The organism is Xanthomonas sp. 3793, from assembly GCF_024806835.1.
Lineage (GTDB): Bacteria > Pseudomonadota > Gammaproteobacteria > Xanthomonadales > Xanthomonadaceae > Xanthomonas > Xanthomonas arboricola_F.
The window spans coordinates 278163-297722 of record NZ_JANTYU010000005.1 but is presented as its reverse complement, the minus strand read 5'-3'; the positions used below and the strand labels follow the sequence as shown (position 1 = coordinate 297722).

The following is a 19560-nucleotide window of genomic DNA, read 5'->3' as shown; positions in this document are numbered from 1 at the left end:
GGCCGCCGCTCCCCAGGCTATGGGTGGCAATTCATTTATCGAGGTGCGTAATGTCCCGCGTATGCCAAGTGTCCGGCAAGCGTGTGCAGACGGGTAACAACGTCTCCCACGCAAACAACAGAACCCGTCGTCGCTTCCTGCCCAACCTGCACGAGCGCCGTTTCTGGGTCGCCAGCGAAAACCGCTGGGTGAAGCTCCGTGTCTCCGCGCATGCATTGCGCACCATCGACAAGAACGGGATCGATGCCGTTCTGAAAGAGCTGCGTGCGCGCGGCGAAAAGGTCTGAGGAGTAAGCAGTCATGGCAAAAGGCAAGCGTGACAAGATTCGTATGATTTCCTCGGCCGCTACCGGCCACTTCTACACCACGGACAAGAACAAGAAAAACACTCCGGGGAAGATGGAAATGATGAAGTACGACCCGGTCGTGCGTAAGCACGTGATGTACAAGGAAGGCAAGATCAAGTAATCCATCGATTACGCGATCTGCTTCCAAGCAAACACCCGCCGAAAAGCGGGTGTTTGCGTTTGTGGAGTGTTGCGGGGTTTGATTGCAACAATGGTTTAAATACGCACACTTACTGGGCCACTCCACATCCGCCCCTGCGGGGCACCCTCTCCCGATGGGAGAAGGGAGCGAGACGTCGTTTTTCTGATTGCGCACACCGTTAGTAGTTTGCAGTTCGAGGTGAAGCAGTCGGTGTTTTACTTCTGAAGGCGCGTGGCGACGCGTTTGACGTCGCAGGCGGTGACCGCTCTCCGAGGCGCCCCTCCATCCGCCCCTGCGGGGCACCTTCTCCCGATGGGAGAAGGGAACACCGCTACAGCCCCCGCGCACGCAGCTGTGTGTCCAGGCGCGGGTACACCCGCCGCGCGTTGCCTTCGAACACCTTGCGTTTGTCGGCATCGGAGATCGCCAATGCGTCGATGTAACGCTTGGTGTCGTCGAAGTAGTGACCGGTCTGCGGATCGATACCGCGCACCGCGCCGACCATTTCCGAGCCGAACAGGATGTTGTCGATGTCGATGACTTCGAACAGCAGGTCGATGCCGGGCTGGTGGTACACGCAGGTGTCGAAAAAGACATTGCGCATCACGTGTGTGGATAACGGCGGTTTGCCCAACATGTCGGCCAGGCCGCGGAAGCGGCCCCAGTGATACGGAACGGCGCCACCACCGTGCGGGATGATGAAGCGCAGCTGCGGAAAATCAGCGAACAGGTCGCCTTCCAGAAACTGCATGAACGCGGTGGTGTCGGCATTGAGGTAGTGCGCGCCGGTGGCGTGGAAATTGGCATTGCAACTGCCCGAGACGTGCACCATTGCCGGCACATCCAGCTCGACCATTTTTTCGAAGAACGGGTACCAGGCGCGATCGGTCAAAGGCAGGCCGGTCCAGTGGCCGCCGGACGGATCGGGATTGAGGTTGCAGCCGACAAACCCGAGCTCGGTGACGCACCGTTCCAGCTCCTTGATCGACTGTGCGATCGACACGCCCGGCGACTGCGGTAGCTGACACACGCCGATAAAGGTGTGCGGATACAGCTGCACCACCCGCCCGATCAGGTCATTGCAATGCCGCGTCCACACCTGGCTCACCGCTTCATCGCCGATGTGGTGCGCCATGGTGCTGGCACGTGGCGAGAAGATCGTCATGTCCGCACCGCGCTCGCGCAGCAGGCGCAATTGATGCTGTTCGACGCTTTCGCGAAGTTGATCGTCGGAAATGTGCGGATAGGCCGGCACCGGCAGGCTTGCGTCGTTGTAATGGGCAATCTGCGCCTTGCGAAACGCATCGTGTGCAGCCGGTGCGGTGGTGTAGTGGCCGTGGCAGTCGATGATCATGGCAATGCTCGTTGAAGTGCGAATCGGAACCGGCGCACGCAGCCTGGCGAACGCATGCAGCGCGCGGTGGCGGTCGACGCTGTGCATGCGCAGCCGCCAGTCGAGTGTGGTCGCTGAGCCTGTGCGTCATCGTCATCGTCATCCACATCGACGAGCGCAGCTCCGGAACGTATTTCGGGCGGTGTGCGACGGTCTGACGACGACGCGTCAGGCTGCGCGTGCCGCGGGTGCAGCCTGACCTGTCTCACCCTGCACCCCAGGCAGCGCGATGCGCCCACCACGTAGGAGCGCACCCAGGCGCGACCGGCACCCGATCCGCGCTGCCTATGCAGCGAAACCACCCGACATGCGCCGGACAGGCAAGACGTTGCCGCGATGCGGGGGGCATTGCGCGGAGATACGATCCGCAGCGTCGCACGCGCGCGCGTGCATCGCGGTGCGGGCGACGCCGGCAGCGCACCGACGATCGCATGCTTGCAGGGCGCGCACCACAACGCGCCTGCTCAGGCGGGGTTGAGGTCGCTAAGCCCGCCCGATGCTGGCAACGATGCTCACCCAAACACCACCCCATCGAACAACTTGCGTGCAGTCCTGACGACTGCGGCGCGTACCACCGCGCCGTGTACATCGCGTTCGATGACGCAGCCAGTCGTCCCGCTGGGGTGCTCGACCTCCAACTGCTGGATGCTGCCGCCCGGCAGCAGCGCCAGTGCATGCGCGGGCGACTCCGGCAGCAGGCAGGCCGTGGCGACGGTGACGGCGCCGAGCACGCCGATCGAGGCATGGCAGCGGTGCGGGATGAACGAGCGCACGGTGATCGCGCCACCGTTGCGCGGCGCGGCCACCAGCATCATCTTCGGCACGGTCGCGGCGCTGACATCGCCCAGCTGCATCAGGGGGCCGGCCTGCAGGCGAATGGACTCCAGCCGCGCCTTGAGAACCTCGTGTGCATCCAGCGTGGCGCGATCTTCATACCCGCTGATCCCGAGATCGCCGGCGCGCATCACCACGCATGGCATGCCGTTGTCGATCAGCGTTACCGCCACGCCATCGAGCGTGTCCACGGCGTGCCCGCTCGGCAACAGCGTGCCGCAGGAAGCGCCTGCAATCCCGGCGAATGCCAAGGCAATGGGCGCGGCCGTGCCCGGCACGCCGTCGATGCGCGCGTCGCCCGCATAAGTGACCCGGCCACCGGGCGTGCGTACGGTGGCCGTTGCCAGGGTGCCGGTGTTGCGCATGAAGATGCGCACGTCGGTCTGCCCGTCGCGAGTAGGCAGCAGGCCGCGTTCCAGCGCGAACGGGGCCACCCCGGCCAGCATGTTGCCGCAGTTCTGCGCATCGCTGACCTGCGCCTGCTCGACCGCCACTTGCAAGAACAGGTAGTCCACATCGGCATCGGCGCGTGTGGAGCGCGACACCACCGCCACCTTGGAGGTGAGCGGGTCGGCGCCGCCCATGCCGTCGATCTGACGCAGGTCCGGCGAGCCGTAGGCGCGCAGCAGGAATGCATCGCGTGCGGCGGTGTCGACGGGCAAGTCCTCGGCCAGGAAAAAGCCGCCCTTGGAGGTGCCGCCGCGCATCCACATCGCGCGCACCTGCTCAGACATAGCGCAGGCCCTTGGCGGCCAGACGCTCGCGCATGGCGTAGATATCCAGCCCCAGTTCGCCGCGCGCCAGGCGCTCGCGCTTGATCAGTTCGCGCGCTTCGCGGGCCTGCGCTTCGGCCAATACCTCTGCCGCCGTGGCGCGCGGCACCACGCACACGCCATCGTCGTCGGCCACCACGACATCGCCTGGCTGGACAAGCTGTCCGGCGCAGACCAGCGGTACGTTGACCGAGCCCAGCGTCTCCTTGATGGTGCCCTGCGCGCAGACGGCGCGGCTCCAGGCCGGGAATTGCATGGCGGTGAGGTCGCGCACGTCGCGTACACCGGCATCGATGATCAGCCCGCGGCAGCCGCGCGCCTGCGCCGAGGTGGCCAGCAGATCGCCGAAGTAGCCGTCGCAGCAGTCGCTGGTAGGCGCCACCACCAGCACGTCGCCGGGCTGCAGTTGCTCGATGGCGACGTGCATCATCCAGTTGTCGCCCGGGGGAACCGAGACGGTGACGGCGGTGCCGGCGACGCGGCAGCCGGCGTAGATCGGGCGCAACCGGTGATGCAACAGGCCGCTGCGGCCCTGCGCCTCGTGCACCGTGGCAACGCCGGCCTGGGCCAGGCCGTCCGCGAGGGCGATCGGGGTGCGCGCAACCTGGGTGACGACCTGGCTCATCCATCCATCCTCGTTAGTGCTGCGCCGAGTCTGAGCGGCAAGAGTCAACCAGCTCAACATTCATTTGAGGTATGCGTATTGGTTTTGCTTATAGTTAGAGCATGCCGCCGATGCCCGAACCGAACCTGCGCCATCTGTATGCCCTGGTCGTGGTGCACCGGCTTGGCAGCATCAGTGCGGCCGCACCGCAGGTGAATCTGTCGCAGCCGGCCCTGACCCAGGCGGTGGCCCGCCTGGAACAGCAACTGGGCGTGCGGCTGTTCGAGCGGCAGCCTGGCGGCATGGCCGCCACCGAGGCCACCCAGTTGGTGGTACCGCGGATCGCGCGCGCGCTGGCGCATCTGGACCGTGGCATCCGGGTGGCGCGACGTGCGCTGCGGCTGCCGGCGCGGCCCGGTCTGGAGCGGCGGGTGTCGTTGGGACAGCTGCAGGCACTGGTGGCGGTGGACGTGGCAGGCAGCTATTCGCTGGCGGGGGTGCAGCTGGGCGTGTCGCAGCCGGCGGTCTACCGTGCAGTGCAGGCACTGGCCGATGTGATCGAGGTGCCGCTGACCATGCGCCGCGGCAAGGCGATGCAGCCCACGCCGGTGGCGGAGCGGCTGCTGCGGCAGGTGCGGCTGGCGCTGGCGGAGGTGCGTGCCGCGCTCGACGAAGTGGCCGCCCTGCGCTCGCACGATGCCGGGCGGGTGGTGGTGGGAGTGATGCCGCTGGCGCGGGCGATCCTGCTGCCCCAGGCGCTGGCGCGGTTTGCGCGTGCGCACCCGGCCGCCAGCATCAGCGTGGTCGAAGCCCCGTATGCGCAGTTGCTGGCGCATCTGCGCGAGGGCGGGCTGGACCTGCTGATCGGTGCGCTACGCGACCCGTTGCCGGTGCGCGACGTGCTGCAGGAGCCGCTGTTCGACGACGAGCCGGTGATCGTGGCGCGCAGCGGGCACCCGTTGGCCGGCAAGGCGTACGCCTTTGCGCAGCTGCTCGACTACCCATGGGTGATGGCCGCAGCGGGCACGCCGGTGCGCGAGCGCTGGGAACGCATGTTCCGCGATCGGCAGCTGCAGCCGCCGCCGCTACGCATCGAATGCGGTGCGGAGCTCACCGTGCGCGGGCTGCTGCTGGAAGACGACTGGCTGACCCTGATGTCGCGGGACCAGTTCCTGTTCGAGCGCCGCGCCGGCCTGTTGTGCGAGATCGGCAGCGCCGGGCCGCGCTTGCGTCGGCAGATCGGCATGACCACGCGCAGCGACTGGCACCCCACGCGTGCGCAGACTGCCTTCGTGCAGACGCTGCGGCAGGTGTGCGCCGAGCGCGTGCATCCTGGGTCGGCAGATGCCGGCCCGTTTCGCCATTGCATCCAGCCGGCAGGCACTGCGCCGTTGCGTTTACCCGCAGCCGGGTCAGAATCGGCTTCATCATGAACATGGAGCGCTGATGCCCGACTGGTCGCAAGGCACCTGGCTGCTGGCACTGGACTGGGCGATCCGCCTGGCGGCGCTGCTATGGATTCCCAGCCGCACCACCCCCGGCGCGGCGCGCAGCTGGTTGTTGCTGATCGGGTTTGTGCCGGTGGCCGGCCTGCCGCTGTATCTGCTGCTCGGCCAACCGTGGGTGTCGCGGCTGCGCGTGGAGCGACAGGCCACCGCCTCGCAGGTGATCCGCGAACAGCAGCTGCCCTTGCATGCGTTGCGCTGGACGCCGCAGGCCGATACCAGCAGCGCCGAGGTGGTGCCGCTGATCGAACGGCAGGGCGATTTCATGCCGACCCTGGGCAATGCGGTGGAATTGCTCGACGACTACGCGCAGTCGCTGCAGGCCCTGATCACTGCGATCGATGCGGCCGAACAGCGCGTGCATCTGCTGTATTACCTGATGTTCGACGATGCGGTGGGCGATGCGGTGGTGGCAGCGTTGCAACGGGCAAGCGCGCGCGGCGTGTGCTGCCGCGTGCTGCTCGATGCGGTGGGCGCCAAGCGCGGCCTGCGGCGTTATCGCAAGCGCCTGCAGGCCGAGGGCATCGAGGTGTTGGCGGTGCTGCCCGGTGGCCTGCGCTGGCGCCGCAGCGGGCGCATGGATCTGCGCAATCACCGCAAGATCGCGGTGATCGACAACCAGGTGGGCTTTGTCGGCTCGCAGAATCTGGCCGACGCCGGCTTCATCGACGGTGTGCCCAATCGCGAGCTGGTGGCGCGTGTGCGCGGGCCGGTGGTCAATCATCTGGAAGCGGTGTTCGCCAGCGACTGGTTCACCGAAACCGGCCAGCGGCTGGATGTCTGGCCGGATGCGCCGGTATGTGAGGCCAACATCGCCACCCAGCTGTTGCCCAGCGGGCCGGCATATCCGTTCGAAAACGCGCGTGATGCGATCAATGCGGTGATCCATCTGGCGCGGCGCAAGGTGGTGCTGGTGACGCCGTACTTCGTTCCCGACGAAGCCTTGCTGAGTGCGCTACGCATCGCCGCGGTCTCGGGCGTGGATGTGCAGCTGATCCTGTCGGAGAGCAACAACCAGGTCCTGGCGGCATGGGCGCAGGAAGCGTATTTCGAGGAGTTGCTGCGCTGTGGGGTGAAGATTGCGCTATACCGTCCCCACTTCCTGCATGCCAAACATCTGAGCATGGACCAGGACATCGCCCTGGTCGGCTCGATCAATCTGGACATCCGCTCGTTCGCGCTCAATGCCGAGATCGGCATGCTCTGCTACGACCGGGGCGTGGTGCAGCGGCTACGCGAGATCGAACAGGATTATCTGGCCAATGCGCGTGCGCTGGACCTGGAACAGTGGCGCCGCCGTCCGGCCTGGCGCCGCAGCCGCGAAGGCATCGCACGCCTGGCCGATGCATTGATGTAGCGGCCTTACGTCAGTCCAGGCGCATCACCTGGAAGACGTTGCCCTCCGGGTCGCGGCCGTCGTACATCTGGTAAGCAAAGCCGGCGTAGCGTTTGAGCTCGCCCACCGGGACGCCTGCGCTGCGGCGTTGCTCGCGATGGGCCGCCAGGTCCGAGGTGATGGCAAACACCAGCTTCGTGGTGGAGCCTGCCGCCGGCCGTGGCGGGTCCGATGCCGGCGATGCCGGCAACTGGCGGTAGCTGTCGCCGACCAGGTGCAGCGCCAGCTCGATCTGCCCTGCGGCCAGGACGACCCACTGATCGGCGATCTCTTCGAGGACGGGGAGTGAGAAATGGGCCTGGTAGAAGGCCTTGATTGCCGCGACATCGTGGACGTAGACGATGAGCCTGACCAATGCAACAGACATGCTGTGGGCCTCCCAGAGCCTTTGCCGAGCGTGCGCAGCCAATCGTAAGCGCTGGTGATGCTGGGCGCGTGGAAACCTGGCAAGCCCAGGGCCGGCCGGCGAGGCGTCTGCGCAGCCGGGACGCGGCGATCGGGGGTCCGGCGCAGCCATCGCCTACAATGCCGCAATGAATCCAGTGCGTGATCCCGGCGATGCAACGATCGCCATCGTCGGCGGTGGCGCATCCGGTGTGCTGGTGGCGCTGCAACTGTTGCGTCAGGCCGCAGAGCTGCGACGGATCGTGTTGATCGAGCCGCACCCGTTGCTGGGCGAGGGCGTGGCGTATTCCACCACGCGTCCCGAACACCTGCTCAATGTGCCGGCCGCGCGCATGAGTGCGCTGGTGGATGCGCCGCAGGATTTTGTCGACTATCTGCGTGCGCACGCATCTTGCCCGGAGCTGGACGATACGCAGCTGCCGCAACAGTTCGTCGGGCGCAGGCATTACGCGCCTTATCTACGCGACCGTCTGCAGGTCGCGCGTGCGACCAGCCCTGCTGCCCTGATCGTGCGTACCGCACGCGTGCAGACCTTGCAGCCCAACGCAGACGGTGCGCTGTTGCACCTGGACGACGGGCACACGCTGCAGGCCGCCGCAGTGGTGCTTGCGGTTGGCAACGCGCTGCGCCCGTTGCCGCTGCGTGGCGCCACCGGCCTGTCGGCTGCGCAGCGGGTGGAAGCCTGGGACACCGAGGCGGTGGCCGCGTTGCCGCAGGACGCCGCGGTGTGCATCGTCGGCTCCGGCCTGAGCATGGCCGACACGGTGGTGACGCTGGCTGCGCAGGCCCATCGCGGCGCGGTGCATGTGGTGTCGCGGCACGGGCTGTTGCCCTTGCCGCATGCGCATGGCGCGGTGGCCGCGTTCGACCCGCAAGCGCTGCTGGCGCTGCCGTTGCGTGCGCGCATGCGCGCGTTGCGCCGGCACGCCCGCCTGGCGCTGGCGCAGGGGCTGCCGTGGCAGGGGGTGATGGAACGCATCCGGCCCCTGAGCCAGGCCTTGTGGCAGACCTTGTCCGTAGCCGATCAGCGCCGTTTCCTGCGGCATGTGGTGCGTTACTGGGATGTGCATCGCCATCGCATTGCCGCGCCGGTGCATGCGCAGTTGCAGGCGATGCAGGCGCGCGGGCAACTGCAGCTGCATCGCGCGCGGCTGGATGTGGCATTTGAGGTCGGTGCATGCGTGCGCGTAAGTGCGGGCGCTGCCCGTGCCGGGCATGCATTGCAGCTGGACGTGCAGACGCTGGTCAATGCCACCGGCGTGGAAATGCGCGTGCAGGCAATGCGAAACCCGTTGCTGCAGCAGTTGCTGGGGCAAGGCATCGCGATGGCCGGCCCGCACGGCATCGGCGTTGACACCGCTGCCGATGGCAGCCTGATCAATGCCGACGGTCAGACGAACCCGCGCCTGCGGGTGATCGGCAGCCTGCGCATCGGCGCGCTGTGGGAGAGCCTGGCGGTGCCGGAGTTGCGTGAGCAGGCAGCGGCGATCGCGCGCGATGTGCTGCTGGAGCGCTGATAGGCGTGTGGGGACAGGAAAAGCAGCTTGGCTGGCGTCTCCGGCCGCGACATTGGCCTCTTCGATGGGCGAAGGCGACCCTTAGCGCCCGATGAGGGTGCGAGCAAAGCCTCGGGTGACCCGCATGCACTGCGTCGTGGCTGCGCCTCGTGCCCTCACCCCAACCCCTCTCCCGCAGGCGGGAGAGGGGCTCTGCCACGGCAAGCATCTGCCTGCGCTCCCTTGCAGGCGGGAAAACATCCAACGTGCTGGCTTCTCCTGCAAGCGGCAGAGTAATCAACGTCCTGGCTTCTCTCGCAAGCGGCAGATCAACCAATGTCCTGCCTTCTCTTGCAGGTGACAGAGCAACCAGCGGCCTGCCTTCTCTTGCAGGTGACAGAGCAACCAGCGGCCTGCCTTCTCTTGCAGGTGACAGAGCAACCAGCGGCCTGCCTTCTCTTGTAGGTGACAGAGCAACCAGCGGCCTGCCTTCTCCCTTCTCCCGCCTGCGGGGGAAGGTGCCCGAAGGGCGAATGGGGGCAGCAATCCCAACCGCTTCATCGCAATCTCAGCCGCAGCGACGCCACAACCGGTAAAATGCGCCGGTGGATGTCTCTCATTTGCTCGATCATTTAAACCCCGCCCAGCGCGAGGCCGTTTCCGCGCCGCCGGGGCATTACCTCGTGCTGGCCGGCGCCGGCTCCGGCAAGACGCGCGTGCTGATCCATCGCATCGCCTGGCTCAACGAAGTCCAGGGCGTGCCCAACCACGGCATCTTTGCGGTGACCTTCACCAACAAGGCCGCCGGCGAAATGCGCCACCGCACCGACCTGCAGTTGCGTAACGGCAGCCGCGGCATGTGGATCGGCACCTTCCACGGGCTGGCGCATCGGCTGCTGCGTTTGCATTGGCAGGACGCGCGGCTGCCCGAAGGTTTCCAGGTCATGGACAGCGACGACCAGCTGCGGCTGGTCAAGCGCGTGGTGCAGGCGCTGGAACTGGACGAGAGCAAGTATCCGCCCAAGCAGATGAGCTGGTGGATCAACGAGCAGAAGGACGAGGGCCGCCGTCCGCAGCATATCCAGCCCGAGCCCAACGACGACTGGACCGAGGTACGCCGGCAGGTGTACGCGGCCTACCAGGAACGCTGCGACCGCTCCGGCCTGCTGGATTTCGCAGAGCTGCTGCTGCGCGCGCACGAACTGCTGCGCGACACTCCGGCCTTGCTGGCGCATTACCGTGCGCGCTTCCGCGAGATCCTGGTCGACGAGTTCCAGGACACCAACGCCATCCAGTACGCCTTCGTGCGCGTGCTCGCCGGCGAGACCGGGCACGTGTTCGTGGTCGGCGACGACGACCAGGCCATCTATGGCTGGCGCGGTGCCAAGGTCGAGAACGTGCAGAAGTTCCTCAAGGATTTCCCCGGCGCGCAGACCGTGCGGCTGGAGCAGAACTACCGCTCCAGCGCCAACATCCTGGGCGCGGCCAATGCGGTGATCGCGCACAATCCGGACCGCATCGGCAAGCAGCTGTGGACCGATTCCGGCGATGGCGACCCGATCGATCTGTACGCGGCCTACAACGAGGTCGACGAGGCGCGCTACGCGGTGGAGCGCGCGCGCCAGTGGGTGCGCGACGGCGGCAGCTACGGCGAAGTGGCGGTGCTGTATCGCAGTAACGCGCAGTCGCGCGCGCTGGAAGAGGCACTGATTTCCGAGCAATTGCCGTACCGCGTGTACGGCGGCATGCGCTTTTTCGAGCGTGCCGAAATCAAGGATGCGCTGGCGTACCTTCGCCTGCTCACCAATCGCAGCGACGACGCCGCGTTCGAGCGCGCGGTCAATACGCCCACGCGCGGCATCGGCGACCGTACGCTGGACGAAGTGCGCCGCCTGGCACGCGCCAACGCGCTGTCGTTGTGGGAAGCGGCGATGCTGGCCACGCAGGAAAACGGTCTGGCCGCACGTGCGCGCAATGCCTTGGCCACCTTCCTGAGCCTGGTCGGCCAGCTGCACGCCGAAACCGGCGAAATGGAATTGGCCGAACGCATCGACCATGTGCTGATGCGCTCGGGCCTGCGCGAGCATTGGGCCAAGGAAAGCCGCGGCGGGCTGGATTCGGAATCGCGCACCGAGAACCTGGACGAACTGGTGTCGGTGGCCTCGCGCTTCACTCGGCCCGATGACGAAGACAGCCAGGGCATGACCGAGCTGGTCGCGTTTCTGGCCTACGCCTCGCTGGAAGCCGGCGAAGGCCAGGCACAGGCCGGCGAAGAAGGCGTGCAGCTGATGACGCTGCATTCGGCCAAGGGTCTGGAATTCCCCATCGTGTTTCTGGTCGGCCTGGAAGATGGCCTGTTCCCGAGCGCGCGTTCGCTGGAAGAAAGCGGCCGGCTGGAAGAAGAGCGGCGCCTGGCGTATGTGGGCATTACCCGCGCGCGCCAGAAGCTGGTGCTGTGCTACGCCGAATCGCGACGCATCCACGGCCAGGACAACTACAACGTCCCGTCGCGGTTCCTGCGCGAGATTCCACGCGAGTTGTTGAACGAAGTGCGCCCCAAGGTGCAGGTCTCGCGCACCGCCTCGCTGGGCGCAGCGCGTGGCGGCCCGGTGCACGGAATCGTGGAGACCGCGCCGATCAAACTCGGTGCCAACGTCGAGCACCCTACCTTCGGTGGCGGCGTGGTCGTCGACTACGAAGGCGCCGGTGCGCATGCCCGCGTGCAGGTGCAGTTCGACGAAGTCGGTGCCAAGTGGCTGGTGATGGCGTACGCGAATTTGACGGTGGTGTAGCTAGTTTGCATTCGCCTGCGATTGCATTTTCTTCAGGCCAAGACGGTGTGCGTTTGCACTGTGCGTTGAGGCAGAGGAGCCGGCCGCCGGTGCAAATCACGCGCTGAGTCAAGACTGTGTGATTGCAGACGGCAAGCGATCACCGGATGAAGCGTCGCCTCCGTTGCTGGCCTCGCGCGCTTACATCTCCCAACTGAAGGCGGAGTTGATCTGCTTGCCTTCCACGGTAAGTGTCGACTTGTTGGCGAGCACGACCAGGGTAAATGGCGGAACACGCTTGTCGTGTCCCGTGTAAATCAGGCGGAGTATTCTGCGCTTGGTATCGAACGTCTTGACCTGGAACCCGCTCCGCAACCACACGCCCTCGCTGTCGCCAGGCGCGTTGAAGCGAAGACTGGCGATCACTGGTGGGGTGCTGCGCCCGACTTCAAACATTATGGAGTACCCACTTTCTTCGAAAGAAAGTGAGGCCGTTGCGTGTGCAGAGCAGCTCAGGCATGCAGACAGCAGCAATGCAATGCAAGTGAATACAAGTCGTGTCATGGCGTCATCCGTGAGCGTGGCCGTGCCTGAATGGCATGGTCAGGAATATCGATGTTGGCACAACGGCATCGCAATGTGTGCGGCAAGCAAAAAATGGCGACACAGCCGCCAAGTCGATGCGGTCGGTGTTCAAAATCTGCATTGGCCGTTCCACTCTGGTGTTTGATGCGCCAGTAGCCTCCATTCGTCGACCGATCACGACGTTCTGTGAGCCGCTATGGCCCGGTCACCAGGACAATTTGTGCATCGCTCGATGCGCGCGATGATGCATCCATGCCACCCTGGCGTCACTTGATTGCACAGGTACGTGACGGCATGCAGACGGAAAAACAGAAGATGCTGGCAGGCGAACTGTACAGCGCTACCGACGCGCAGCTGCAGGCCGATCAAGCGGCCGCGGCCGAGTGGATGCTGCGCTACAACGCGGCTGTAGTGCAGACGGCGGCACAGCGACATGCATTGTTGCAGGATCGCCTGGCCGAGGTGGGCGAAGGTGCGGTGATTCGTGCGCCGTTTCATTGCGACTACGGCTACAACATCCGCCTGGGTGCGGGCGTGTTCCTCAACTTCAACTGCGTGATCCTGGATATCTGCGAGGTGAGCATTGGCGACGGCACGCAGATCGGCCCCGGTGTGCAGATCTACGCTGCCGATCACCCGCGTGATGCCGTGGGGCGTGCCAGCGGCCTGGAATTCGGGAGGCCGATCCGCATCGGGCGCAACGTGTGGATCGGTGGCGGGGCCATCATCTTGCCGGGCGTGAGCATTGGCGACGATGCATTGATCGGCGCCGGTGCGGTGGTCACCCGCGACGTGCCGGCGGGTGCGACGGCAGTGGGCAACCCCGCGCGTTTGCGAGGGATGCGGCCCGATCCGGATGCCGCGGCGACGGATTGAGCGGATTGAGCGACGCGCTGCATGCGCTGTGATCGGCCTTGCATGCAGTGCACGTCGTAGCAGAACAACATTAAGTGCCACGCCAGCCTTTGCAGCATTGATCTACATCAAGGCAACCAGCACCAGCGCCTGTCACCGTGAGTCCGGCACCACAAACGGCAGCAATGCCATCTTTGCAGGAGGTCACCATGTACAAACGTATTCTCATCGCCATCGATGCATCCGAGTTGTCGCATCGCGGCTTGTTTCAAGGGCTGGAACTGGCCAAGGCCACCGGTGCCAAGGTCGACATCGTCACCGTGTCCGAGCCGTGGGCGATGGGCATGTATGACGCGATGGGTTGGAGCGTGGGGTACGAGGCGAGTCCGGAATACCGCACCGAGCGCGAAGCCGCTGCCGAGAAGATCCTGCGTCCTGCGCTGGAACTGGCGGCAGCCGCCAATATCAAGGCCACGTCACGGCATGTGCTGGACCGCTTCGCGGCAGAAGGCATCGTGCAGACCGCCGAAGAATGCAAAAGCGATCTGATCATCATGACCTCGCATGGGCGACGTGGCGTGCGCCGCATGCTGCTCGGTAGCCAGACGGTGGAAGTGCTCACGCACAGCACGATTCCGGTCCTGGTAATTCGCTGAGGCCGACGTGGTACGAACGCGTTGATGAGCAGGTACGCAGGCGACCCATCGCGTTGTTTCATGCAGGAGCGTACCCGGGCGCGATATGGCGTTACCGGGAATGCCGTATCGCGCCCAGGTGCGCTCCTACGTAGCGTCCAGGGCTTGCGGTGTACACGAAGGAGGCAGGACCGCGATCAGCAGGTGGGCGGTCTGATCCATACGCGTGGTTGTAGGAGCGCACCCGGGCGCGACGTGGCGTTACCGGGAATGCCGTATCGCGCCCGGGTGCGCTCCTACGCAGCGTCCAGGCTTTGCGGTGTGCACGAAGTAGGCAGGACCGCGATCAGCAGGTGCGCGGTCTGATCCATACGCGTGGTTGTAGGAGCGCACCCGGGCGCGATGTGGCGTTACCGGGAATGCCGTATCGCGCCCAGGTGCGCTCCTACGCAGCGTCCAGGGCTTGCTGTATACACGAAGTAGGCAGGACCGCGATCAGCAGGTGCGCGGTCTGATCCATACGAGTGGTTGTAGGAGCGTACCCGGGCGCGACGTGGCGTTACCGGGAATGCCGTATCGCGCCCAGGTGCGCTCCTACGCAGCGTCCAGGGCTTGCGGTGTACACGAAGTAGGCAGGACCGCGATCAGCAGGTGCGCGGTCTGATCCATACGCGTGGTTGTAGGAGCGTACCCGGGCGCGACGTGGCGCTACCGGGAATGCCGCATCGCGCCCAGGTGCGCTCCTACGCAAACCACTGCGCTCAGCCCTCCAGCGGTTCCAGCTGCGCGGCAAAGCGTGGCGCCGGCCGGGCGAGCCGGCGCAGCGCTTCGGCATGCACCAGCGGCGAGCCTGCGGTGGGCGTGAGCACACCATTGCGCAGCGATGCGCGCTCGGGCAGCACCTCGTGGTTCAGTTCGCGCATGAAGCGCCACATCGGCATGTAGTGGCCGCGGCGCGGTGCCGGTGCGTGCGGCGTGGCACGGCATTGGCGGCGCCACTGCATCGGCGGCATGCCGAAGCGTTGCTGGAAGGCGCGCTGGAACTGCCGCTCCGAGGCAAACCCCATTTCGTACAGCAGCCAGGTCAGGCTGCACTCCGGATACGCCTGCAGATAACGGTGCGCCGTGCACAGGCGCTGCTCGCGGATATAGCTGGCCACGCCGCCACGCGACTGGAACAGCCGATACAACGACGCGCGCGACAGCGCGAACGCCTGTTGCAACGACTCGGTGCCGAGCTCGGCCTCGCCGATGTGCTGCTCGATATAGGCCAGCAGATCGATCATCAGCGGCGCATGCGCCTCCATGGTCGAGGACGCTTGCGGAACGATGGCGCTGTAGTAGCTGATGCTCATGCGGTACTGCCTGCGGCCCACTCCCCGGGGCCTGTCCTTTGATCAACCGAAAAAAGCATTGCCAACCCATCACGTTTCTTTCACGAAGTCGGCCGCGCATCACGCATCGGCACGATTGAGACGATTTGTCGGGTGAGCGTGCAAGGGCATTCCTAGACTCGCCGCAACGCTGAAGAGGCGTCATCGCACGGCCTGTCGCTTGGGTCCGCGTGGTGCGGCAGTTGCGGGCAGGCCCGCAGCACCGGCGTCGCACGCAGGCTCCAGGCGATCGGCCGGGCCGGCGATATCCAGGCCACAAGACAGCGCACGTGCCCCGCACGTTGGCGCAACGGGCAAGCTCAATCGGAGATCAGGCATGGCCAGCAGTCAGAAGTTCATCGCCCGCAACCGGGCGCCACGCGTGCAGATCGAATACGACGTGGAGGTCTACGGCGCGCAGAAGAAGGTGCAAATTCCGTTCGTGATGGGCGTGATGTCGGACCTGTCCGGCGCCAACGCCGGCGAGCTGCCGTCGCTGGACGAGCGCAAGGCATTGGAGATCGATGTCGACAATTTCGACAGCCGCCTGCAGTCGATGCGCCCGCGCGCGCAGTTCAAGGTGCCCAATACGCTCACCGGCGAAGGCGAGCTGGCGGTGGATATCACCTTCGAAAGCATGGACGACTTTTCGCCGGCCGCCATTGCGCGCAAGGTCGCGCCGCTGGCCAAGTTGCTCGAGGCACGCACGCAGCTGGCCAACCTGGACACCTATATGGACGGCAAGGCCGGCGCAGAGCAGTTGATTGCCAATGCCATCCGCGACCCGGCATTGCTGCAGTCGCTGGTATCGGCGGCCAAGCCGGCCTCCGAGCCGGAAGGAGCCTGACGCCATGTCCGCCACCGAAGCCGCACTGGCCAGCAGCAGTACCGAAACCAGCGAGCAGGGCGATTTTGCCGCGCTGCTCAATCGCGAGTTCCGCCCCAAGAGCGAACGCGCCAAGGAAGAAGTGGAAGCGGCGGTACGCACGCTCGCCGAGCAGGTGCTCAACCGCAGCGATGTGGTCAGCGAAGACGTCTCGCAAACCATCAAGGCCTATATCGCGGAGATCGACCGCACGCTCACCCAGCAGCTCAACCAGATCCTGCATCACGCCGATCTGCAGCAGCTGGAAGGCGCCTGGCGCGGCCTGCATTACCTGGTCAATAACACCGAGACCGACCAGCAGCTCAAGATCCGCGTGCTGAACATCAGCAAGAAGGAACTGGGCAAGGTGCTCAAGCGCTACAAGGGCACCGCCTGGGACCAGAGCCCGATCTTCAAGAAGGTCTACGAGCAGGAATACGGTCAGCTCGGCGGCGAGCCGTATGGCTGTCTGGTCGGCGATTACTACTTCGACCAGAGCCCCCCGGATGTGGAGCTGCTCAACGGCATCGCACAGGTTGCCGCGGCCGCGCATGCCCCGTTCATTGCCGCAGCCGCGCCCAAACTGATGGGCATGGACAACTGGAACGAGCTGTCCAACCCGCGCGATCTGGCCAAGATCTTTTCCACGCCCGATTACGCCGCATGGCGCTCGCTGCGCGAGTCCGAAGACTCCAAGTACATAGGTCTGGCGATGCCGCGCACGCTCTCGCGCCTGCCCTACGGCGCGTCCACCAGCCCGTTGGACGAGTTCGATTTCGAAGAAGACACCACCGGCGCCGATTCCGGCAAATACACCTGGCAAAACGCGGCCTATGCGATGGCGGTGAACATCAACCGCTCGTTCAAGCAGTACGGCTGGTGCTCGCGCATTCGCGGCATCGAATCCGGCGGTGCGGTGGAAGGCTTGCCCACGCATACCTTCCCCACCGACGACGGTGGTGTGGACATGAAGTGCCCGACCGAAGTGGCGATCACCGACCGCCGTTCGGCCGAGCTGGACAAGATGGGCCTGATGCCGCTGGTGCATCGCAAGAACTCGGACATGGCCGCCTTCATCAGCGCGCAGTCCTTGAACAAGCCCGACGAATACGACGACCCGGATGCCACCGCCAATGCCGCACTGGGGGCGCGTCTGCCGTACATGTTTGCGTGCTGCCGGTTTGCGCATTACCTCAAGTGCATCGTGCGCGACAAGATCGGTTCGTTCTCCGACCGCGAGCAGATGCAGAGCTGGCTGACGCGTTGGGTGACCCAGTACATCGATGGCGACCCGTCCAACTCCAGCGAAGAAACCAAGGCACGCAAGCCGCTGGCTGCTGCCGAAGTGGTGGTGGAAGAGGTGGAAGGCGCACCGGGCTATTACAGCTCCAAGTTCTTCCTCAAGCCGCATTACCAGCTGGAGGGCCTGACCGTGTCGCTGCGGTTGGTCTCGCGCCTGCCCTCGGCCGCCAAGGCCTGATCCGACGCATTCGCGTCACGGGCACGACGCCACTGCGCGTTGCGCCACCCCTGTGTTGTCACTTTCATTGAAGGAGCAGTTCCATGGCGTTCGACATGCACATCAAGTTCGGCAGCGGCAAGGTCAAGATCGAAGGCGCGTCCAACCACAAGAAGCACAAGGGCGAGATCCCGATCCTGGCGTGGTCGTGGGGCGCGAGCAATTCCGGCGACCTGCATACCGGCGGCGGTTCGGCCAGCGGCGGCAAGGCGCACGTGCAGGACATTTCCATCACCAAGTACGTGGACGGCTGCTCCAACGCGCTGCTGGATGCAGTGTGCACCGGTGCACGCGTGGAAAACGCCTGGCTATACGTCACCAACGCCACCGGCGAGCAGAGCGACTTCCTTACGCTGGAGCTGAGCGAAGGCGTGCTGATCACCTCGCTGTCCACCGGCGGCTCCGGTGGCGAAGATCGGCTGACCGAAAACGTGACGCTGCACTTCGGCAAGTTCAAGTACGGCTTCCAGCCGCAGGACGACAAGGGCACGGCGCAGGGCGGGGCGAAGGAATTCACTTACGACATCCAGGGCGTCGCCAAGGCATAACGCGCCACGCAGACCGCGTGCGCGATCGCCGGATGGCGAAGCGGATGGGAGATCGGCATGCGCCACGCGTTCATGCCGGCTGCATCGCGTCGCCCTCGGTTCTCCGGCAACCGCGCGCGAGGGTGTGCTGCTGTACCCGATGCCTGCAATGCAATCACCGGCGGTGTCGACGATGACACCGCCACCTTCTTCGACAAGGACACGCGCGATGGATGCCACCGCACAGACCCTGCTTGCCCGCGGCGAGCCGGCGCAGGCATTGCAACAGCTGGTGCAGCAGGTACGTCGGCAACCGGCCGATGCTGCGCAGCGCGTGTTCCTGTTTCAGTTGCTGGCCGTGCTGGGCCAATGGTCGCGTGCGGCCGACCAGTTGCGTGCCTGCGGCGAGCTGGATGGCACCACCCAGCCGCTGGTGCAGACGTATCTCACCGTGCTGCAGGGCGAACAGACACGGGCGCAGGTGTTTGCCGGCACCCAATTGCCGCACGTGATCGGCGAGCCGGCCGAGTGGCTGGCATTGCATCTGCAGGCGCTGCGGCTATCGGCGCAAGGCCATGGCGCGCAGGCGAACGCGTTGCGTGCGCATGCCTTCGAACTGGCACCGGCAAGCGCGGGCGTGCTCGATGGCGAGCGCTTCGAATGGCTGTCCGATGCCGATGCACGCTTCGGGCCATGTATCGAACTGATGCTCGACAGCGGCTATGCCTGGGCACCGTTGCAGCACATCCATCAGCTGCGCTTCGAAGCGCCGGTGGACCTGCGCGACACCGTGTGGGCGCCGGTGAGCGTGCTGTGGCGCAATGGCGGCCAGGCATTTGGGTATATGCCGGTGCGATATCCCGGTAGCGAACATCTGGATGCGGGCGAGCTGCAACTGGCGCGCCGCACCGAATGGACCGAAGGTGCGCAAGGCGAAATCGGCCTGGGCCAACGTATGCTCGGCACCGAGTCGCGCGAGGTTGCGCTGCTCGAGGTGCGCGAGCTGCAGTTCGACGCGTATTGATCGTCATGGCCGAGCTCACCACCACCGAACGCCTGCAGCCCTCGTTGCTGGACCGGCTCACCGATGCCGCACCCAGCCAGCGCGAAGAGAGCCGCGAGCAACGCGTGATCTCGGCCACACGTCTGCGCGAGTGCGTGATCCGCGATCTGTCGTGGCTGTTGAACGCGGTCAATCTGGAAACCAGCCGGCCGCTGGACGCGCATCCGCAGATCCGTCGCTCGGTGCTCAACTTCGGCATCCCGGATCTGGCCGGCGCAGCCGTGTCCGGGATCGATGCGGCCGCGCTGCAGCAGCGCATTCGCGACGCCATCCTGGCCTTCGAGCCACGCCTGATCGCCGACACCTTGCGCGTAAGCGTGCATGCCGACACCGCGCGCATGGACAAGCGCTCGCTGCTGTTCACCATTCAATCGGAGATGTGGGCGCAGCCGCTGCCGTTGAACCTGTATCTGAAGACCGCACTGGACCTGGAAACCGGCCGGCTTGAAGTGATGGAGGGCCACGGCTGATC

At 65.5% G+C, this 19560-nt stretch carries 18 protein-coding genes and 1 pseudogene; 13 read left to right on the top strand and 6 right to left on the bottom strand.

Annotated elements, in window-relative coordinates:
• The first annotated feature begins 50 nt into the window (after positions 1-50).
• Positions 51-287 carry a 50S ribosomal protein L28 gene (gene rpmB / locus FHY18_RS17910; RefSeq protein ID WP_002809459.1) on the top strand — a complete coding sequence of 79 codons (237 nt, stop codon included), beginning with the start codon at positions 51-53 and terminating at the stop codon, positions 285-287.
• Between the two features lie 13 nt (positions 288-300).
• Positions 301-468 carry a 50S ribosomal protein L33 gene (gene rpmG, locus FHY18_RS17905; protein WP_002809462.1) on the top strand — a complete coding sequence of 56 codons (168 nt, stop codon included), beginning with the start codon at positions 301-303 and terminating at the stop codon, positions 466-468.
• A gap of 352 nt (positions 469-820) precedes the next feature.
• On the opposite strand, the gene FHY18_RS17900 is transcribed toward rpmG, so the two are convergent.
• The 3 genes from FHY18_RS17900 to FHY18_RS17890 form a co-directional block, all read right to left on the bottom strand.
• Positions 821-1843 (bottom strand): amidohydrolase family protein, encoded by a 1023-nt coding sequence (locus FHY18_RS17900; protein WP_259157497.1) that lies wholly within the window; start codon positions 1841-1843, stop codon positions 821-823.
• Between the two features lie 551 nt (positions 1844-2394).
• Positions 2395-3450 (bottom strand): 4-oxalomesaconate tautomerase, encoded by a 1056-nt coding sequence (locus tag FHY18_RS17895; protein ID WP_259157496.1) that lies wholly within the window; start codon positions 3448-3450, stop codon positions 2395-2397.
• The gene (locus tag FHY18_RS17890; protein WP_259157492.1) at positions 3443-4114 is read right to left on the bottom strand and encodes a 4-carboxy-4-hydroxy-2-oxoadipate aldolase/oxaloacetate decarboxylase; all 672 of its coding nucleotides are present in this window, start codon (positions 4112-4114) and stop codon (positions 3443-3445) included. Before FHY18_RS17890 ends, FHY18_RS17895 begins: the two co-directional genes overlap by 8 nt.
• 101 nt (positions 4115-4215) lie before the next feature.
• On the opposite strand from FHY18_RS17890, the gene FHY18_RS17885 reads away from it, so the two are divergent.
• Entirely contained in the window at positions 4216-5526 is a 1311-nt protein-coding gene (locus FHY18_RS17885) for a LysR family transcriptional regulator (protein ID WP_259157491.1), read from the top strand.
• 10 nt (positions 5527-5536) lie between these two features.
• Complete coding sequence (cls, locus tag FHY18_RS17880; RefSeq protein WP_259158444.1) at positions 5537-6955, top strand: cardiolipin synthase; 1419 nt, start codon at positions 5537-5539, stop codon at positions 6953-6955.
• A 10-nt stretch (positions 6956-6965) separates the two neighbouring features.
• On the opposite strand, the gene FHY18_RS17875 is transcribed toward cls, so the two are convergent.
• Positions 6966-7361: a VOC family protein gene (locus FHY18_RS17875; RefSeq protein WP_259157484.1), complete on the bottom strand. Its 396-nt coding sequence runs from the start codon at positions 7359-7361 to the stop codon at positions 6966-6968.
• A 166-nt stretch (positions 7362-7527) separates the two neighbouring features.
• Here FHY18_RS17875 and FHY18_RS17870 point away from each other — a divergent pair, with 166 nt between their 5' ends.
• Both FHY18_RS17870 and uvrD read left to right on the top strand, forming a co-directional pair.
• A complete protein-coding gene (locus FHY18_RS17870) occupies positions 7528-8916 on the top strand; it encodes an FAD-dependent oxidoreductase (RefSeq protein ID WP_259157483.1) in 1389 nt (462 codons plus the stop codon).
• 584 nt (positions 8917-9500) lie between these two features.
• Positions 9501-11687: a DNA helicase II gene (uvrD, locus tag FHY18_RS17865; RefSeq protein WP_259157476.1), complete on the top strand. Its 2187-nt coding sequence runs from the start codon at positions 9501-9503 to the stop codon at positions 11685-11687.
• A gap of 180 nt (positions 11688-11867) precedes the next feature.
• Here uvrD and FHY18_RS17860 read toward each other — a convergent pair whose 3' ends face one another.
• Positions 11868-12092: a hypothetical protein gene (locus FHY18_RS17860; RefSeq protein ID WP_259158434.1), complete on the bottom strand. Its 225-nt coding sequence runs from the start codon at positions 12090-12092 to the stop codon at positions 11868-11870.
• Between the two features lie 453 nt (positions 12093-12545).
• On the opposite strand from FHY18_RS17860, the gene FHY18_RS17855 reads away from it, so the two are divergent.
• Both FHY18_RS17855 and FHY18_RS17850 read left to right on the top strand, forming a co-directional pair.
• A complete protein-coding gene (locus FHY18_RS17855) occupies positions 12546-13127 on the top strand; it encodes a sugar O-acetyltransferase (RefSeq protein WP_259157466.1) in 582 nt (193 codons plus the stop codon).
• 188 nt (positions 13128-13315) lie between these two features.
• The gene (locus FHY18_RS17850; RefSeq protein ID WP_259157464.1) at positions 13316-13762 is read left to right on the top strand and encodes a universal stress protein; all 447 of its coding nucleotides are present in this window, start codon (positions 13316-13318) and stop codon (positions 13760-13762) included.
• Between the two features lie 740 nt (positions 13763-14502).
• On the opposite strand, the pseudogene tagK reads toward FHY18_RS17850, so the two are convergent.
• Positions 14503-15161, bottom strand: a pseudogene (tagK, locus tag FHY18_RS17845) (transcriptional regulator TagK).
• A 290-nt stretch (positions 15162-15451) separates the two neighbouring features.
• Between tagK and tssB the strand changes: the two are divergent.
• The 5 genes from tssB (at position 15452) to tssE (ending at position 19558) form a co-directional block, all read left to right on the top strand.
• On the top strand, positions 15452-15961 hold the full coding sequence (gene tssB, locus FHY18_RS17840) for a type VI secretion system contractile sheath small subunit (RefSeq protein WP_008572540.1): 510 nt from the start codon (positions 15452-15454) through the stop codon (positions 15959-15961).
• Between the two features lie 4 nt (positions 15962-15965).
• On the top strand, positions 15966-17459 hold the full coding sequence (gene tssC, locus FHY18_RS17835) for a type VI secretion system contractile sheath large subunit (RefSeq protein ID WP_259157447.1): 1494 nt from the start codon (positions 15966-15968) through the stop codon (positions 17457-17459).
• An 83-nt stretch (positions 17460-17542) separates the two neighbouring features.
• Complete coding sequence (locus FHY18_RS17830; RefSeq protein WP_259157439.1) at positions 17543-18046, top strand: type VI secretion system tube protein Hcp; 504 nt, start codon at positions 17543-17545, stop codon at positions 18044-18046.
• Between the two features lie 208 nt (positions 18047-18254).
• The gene (locus FHY18_RS17825) at positions 18255-19049 is read left to right on the top strand and encodes a type VI secretion system accessory protein TagJ (protein ID WP_259157435.1); all 795 of its coding nucleotides are present in this window, start codon (positions 18255-18257) and stop codon (positions 19047-19049) included.
• A gap of 5 nt (positions 19050-19054) precedes the next feature.
• Complete coding sequence (gene tssE / locus FHY18_RS17820) at positions 19055-19558, top strand: type VI secretion system baseplate subunit TssE (RefSeq protein ID WP_259157432.1); 504 nt, start codon at positions 19055-19057, stop codon at positions 19556-19558.
• Positions 19559-19560 lie beyond the last annotated feature (2 nt).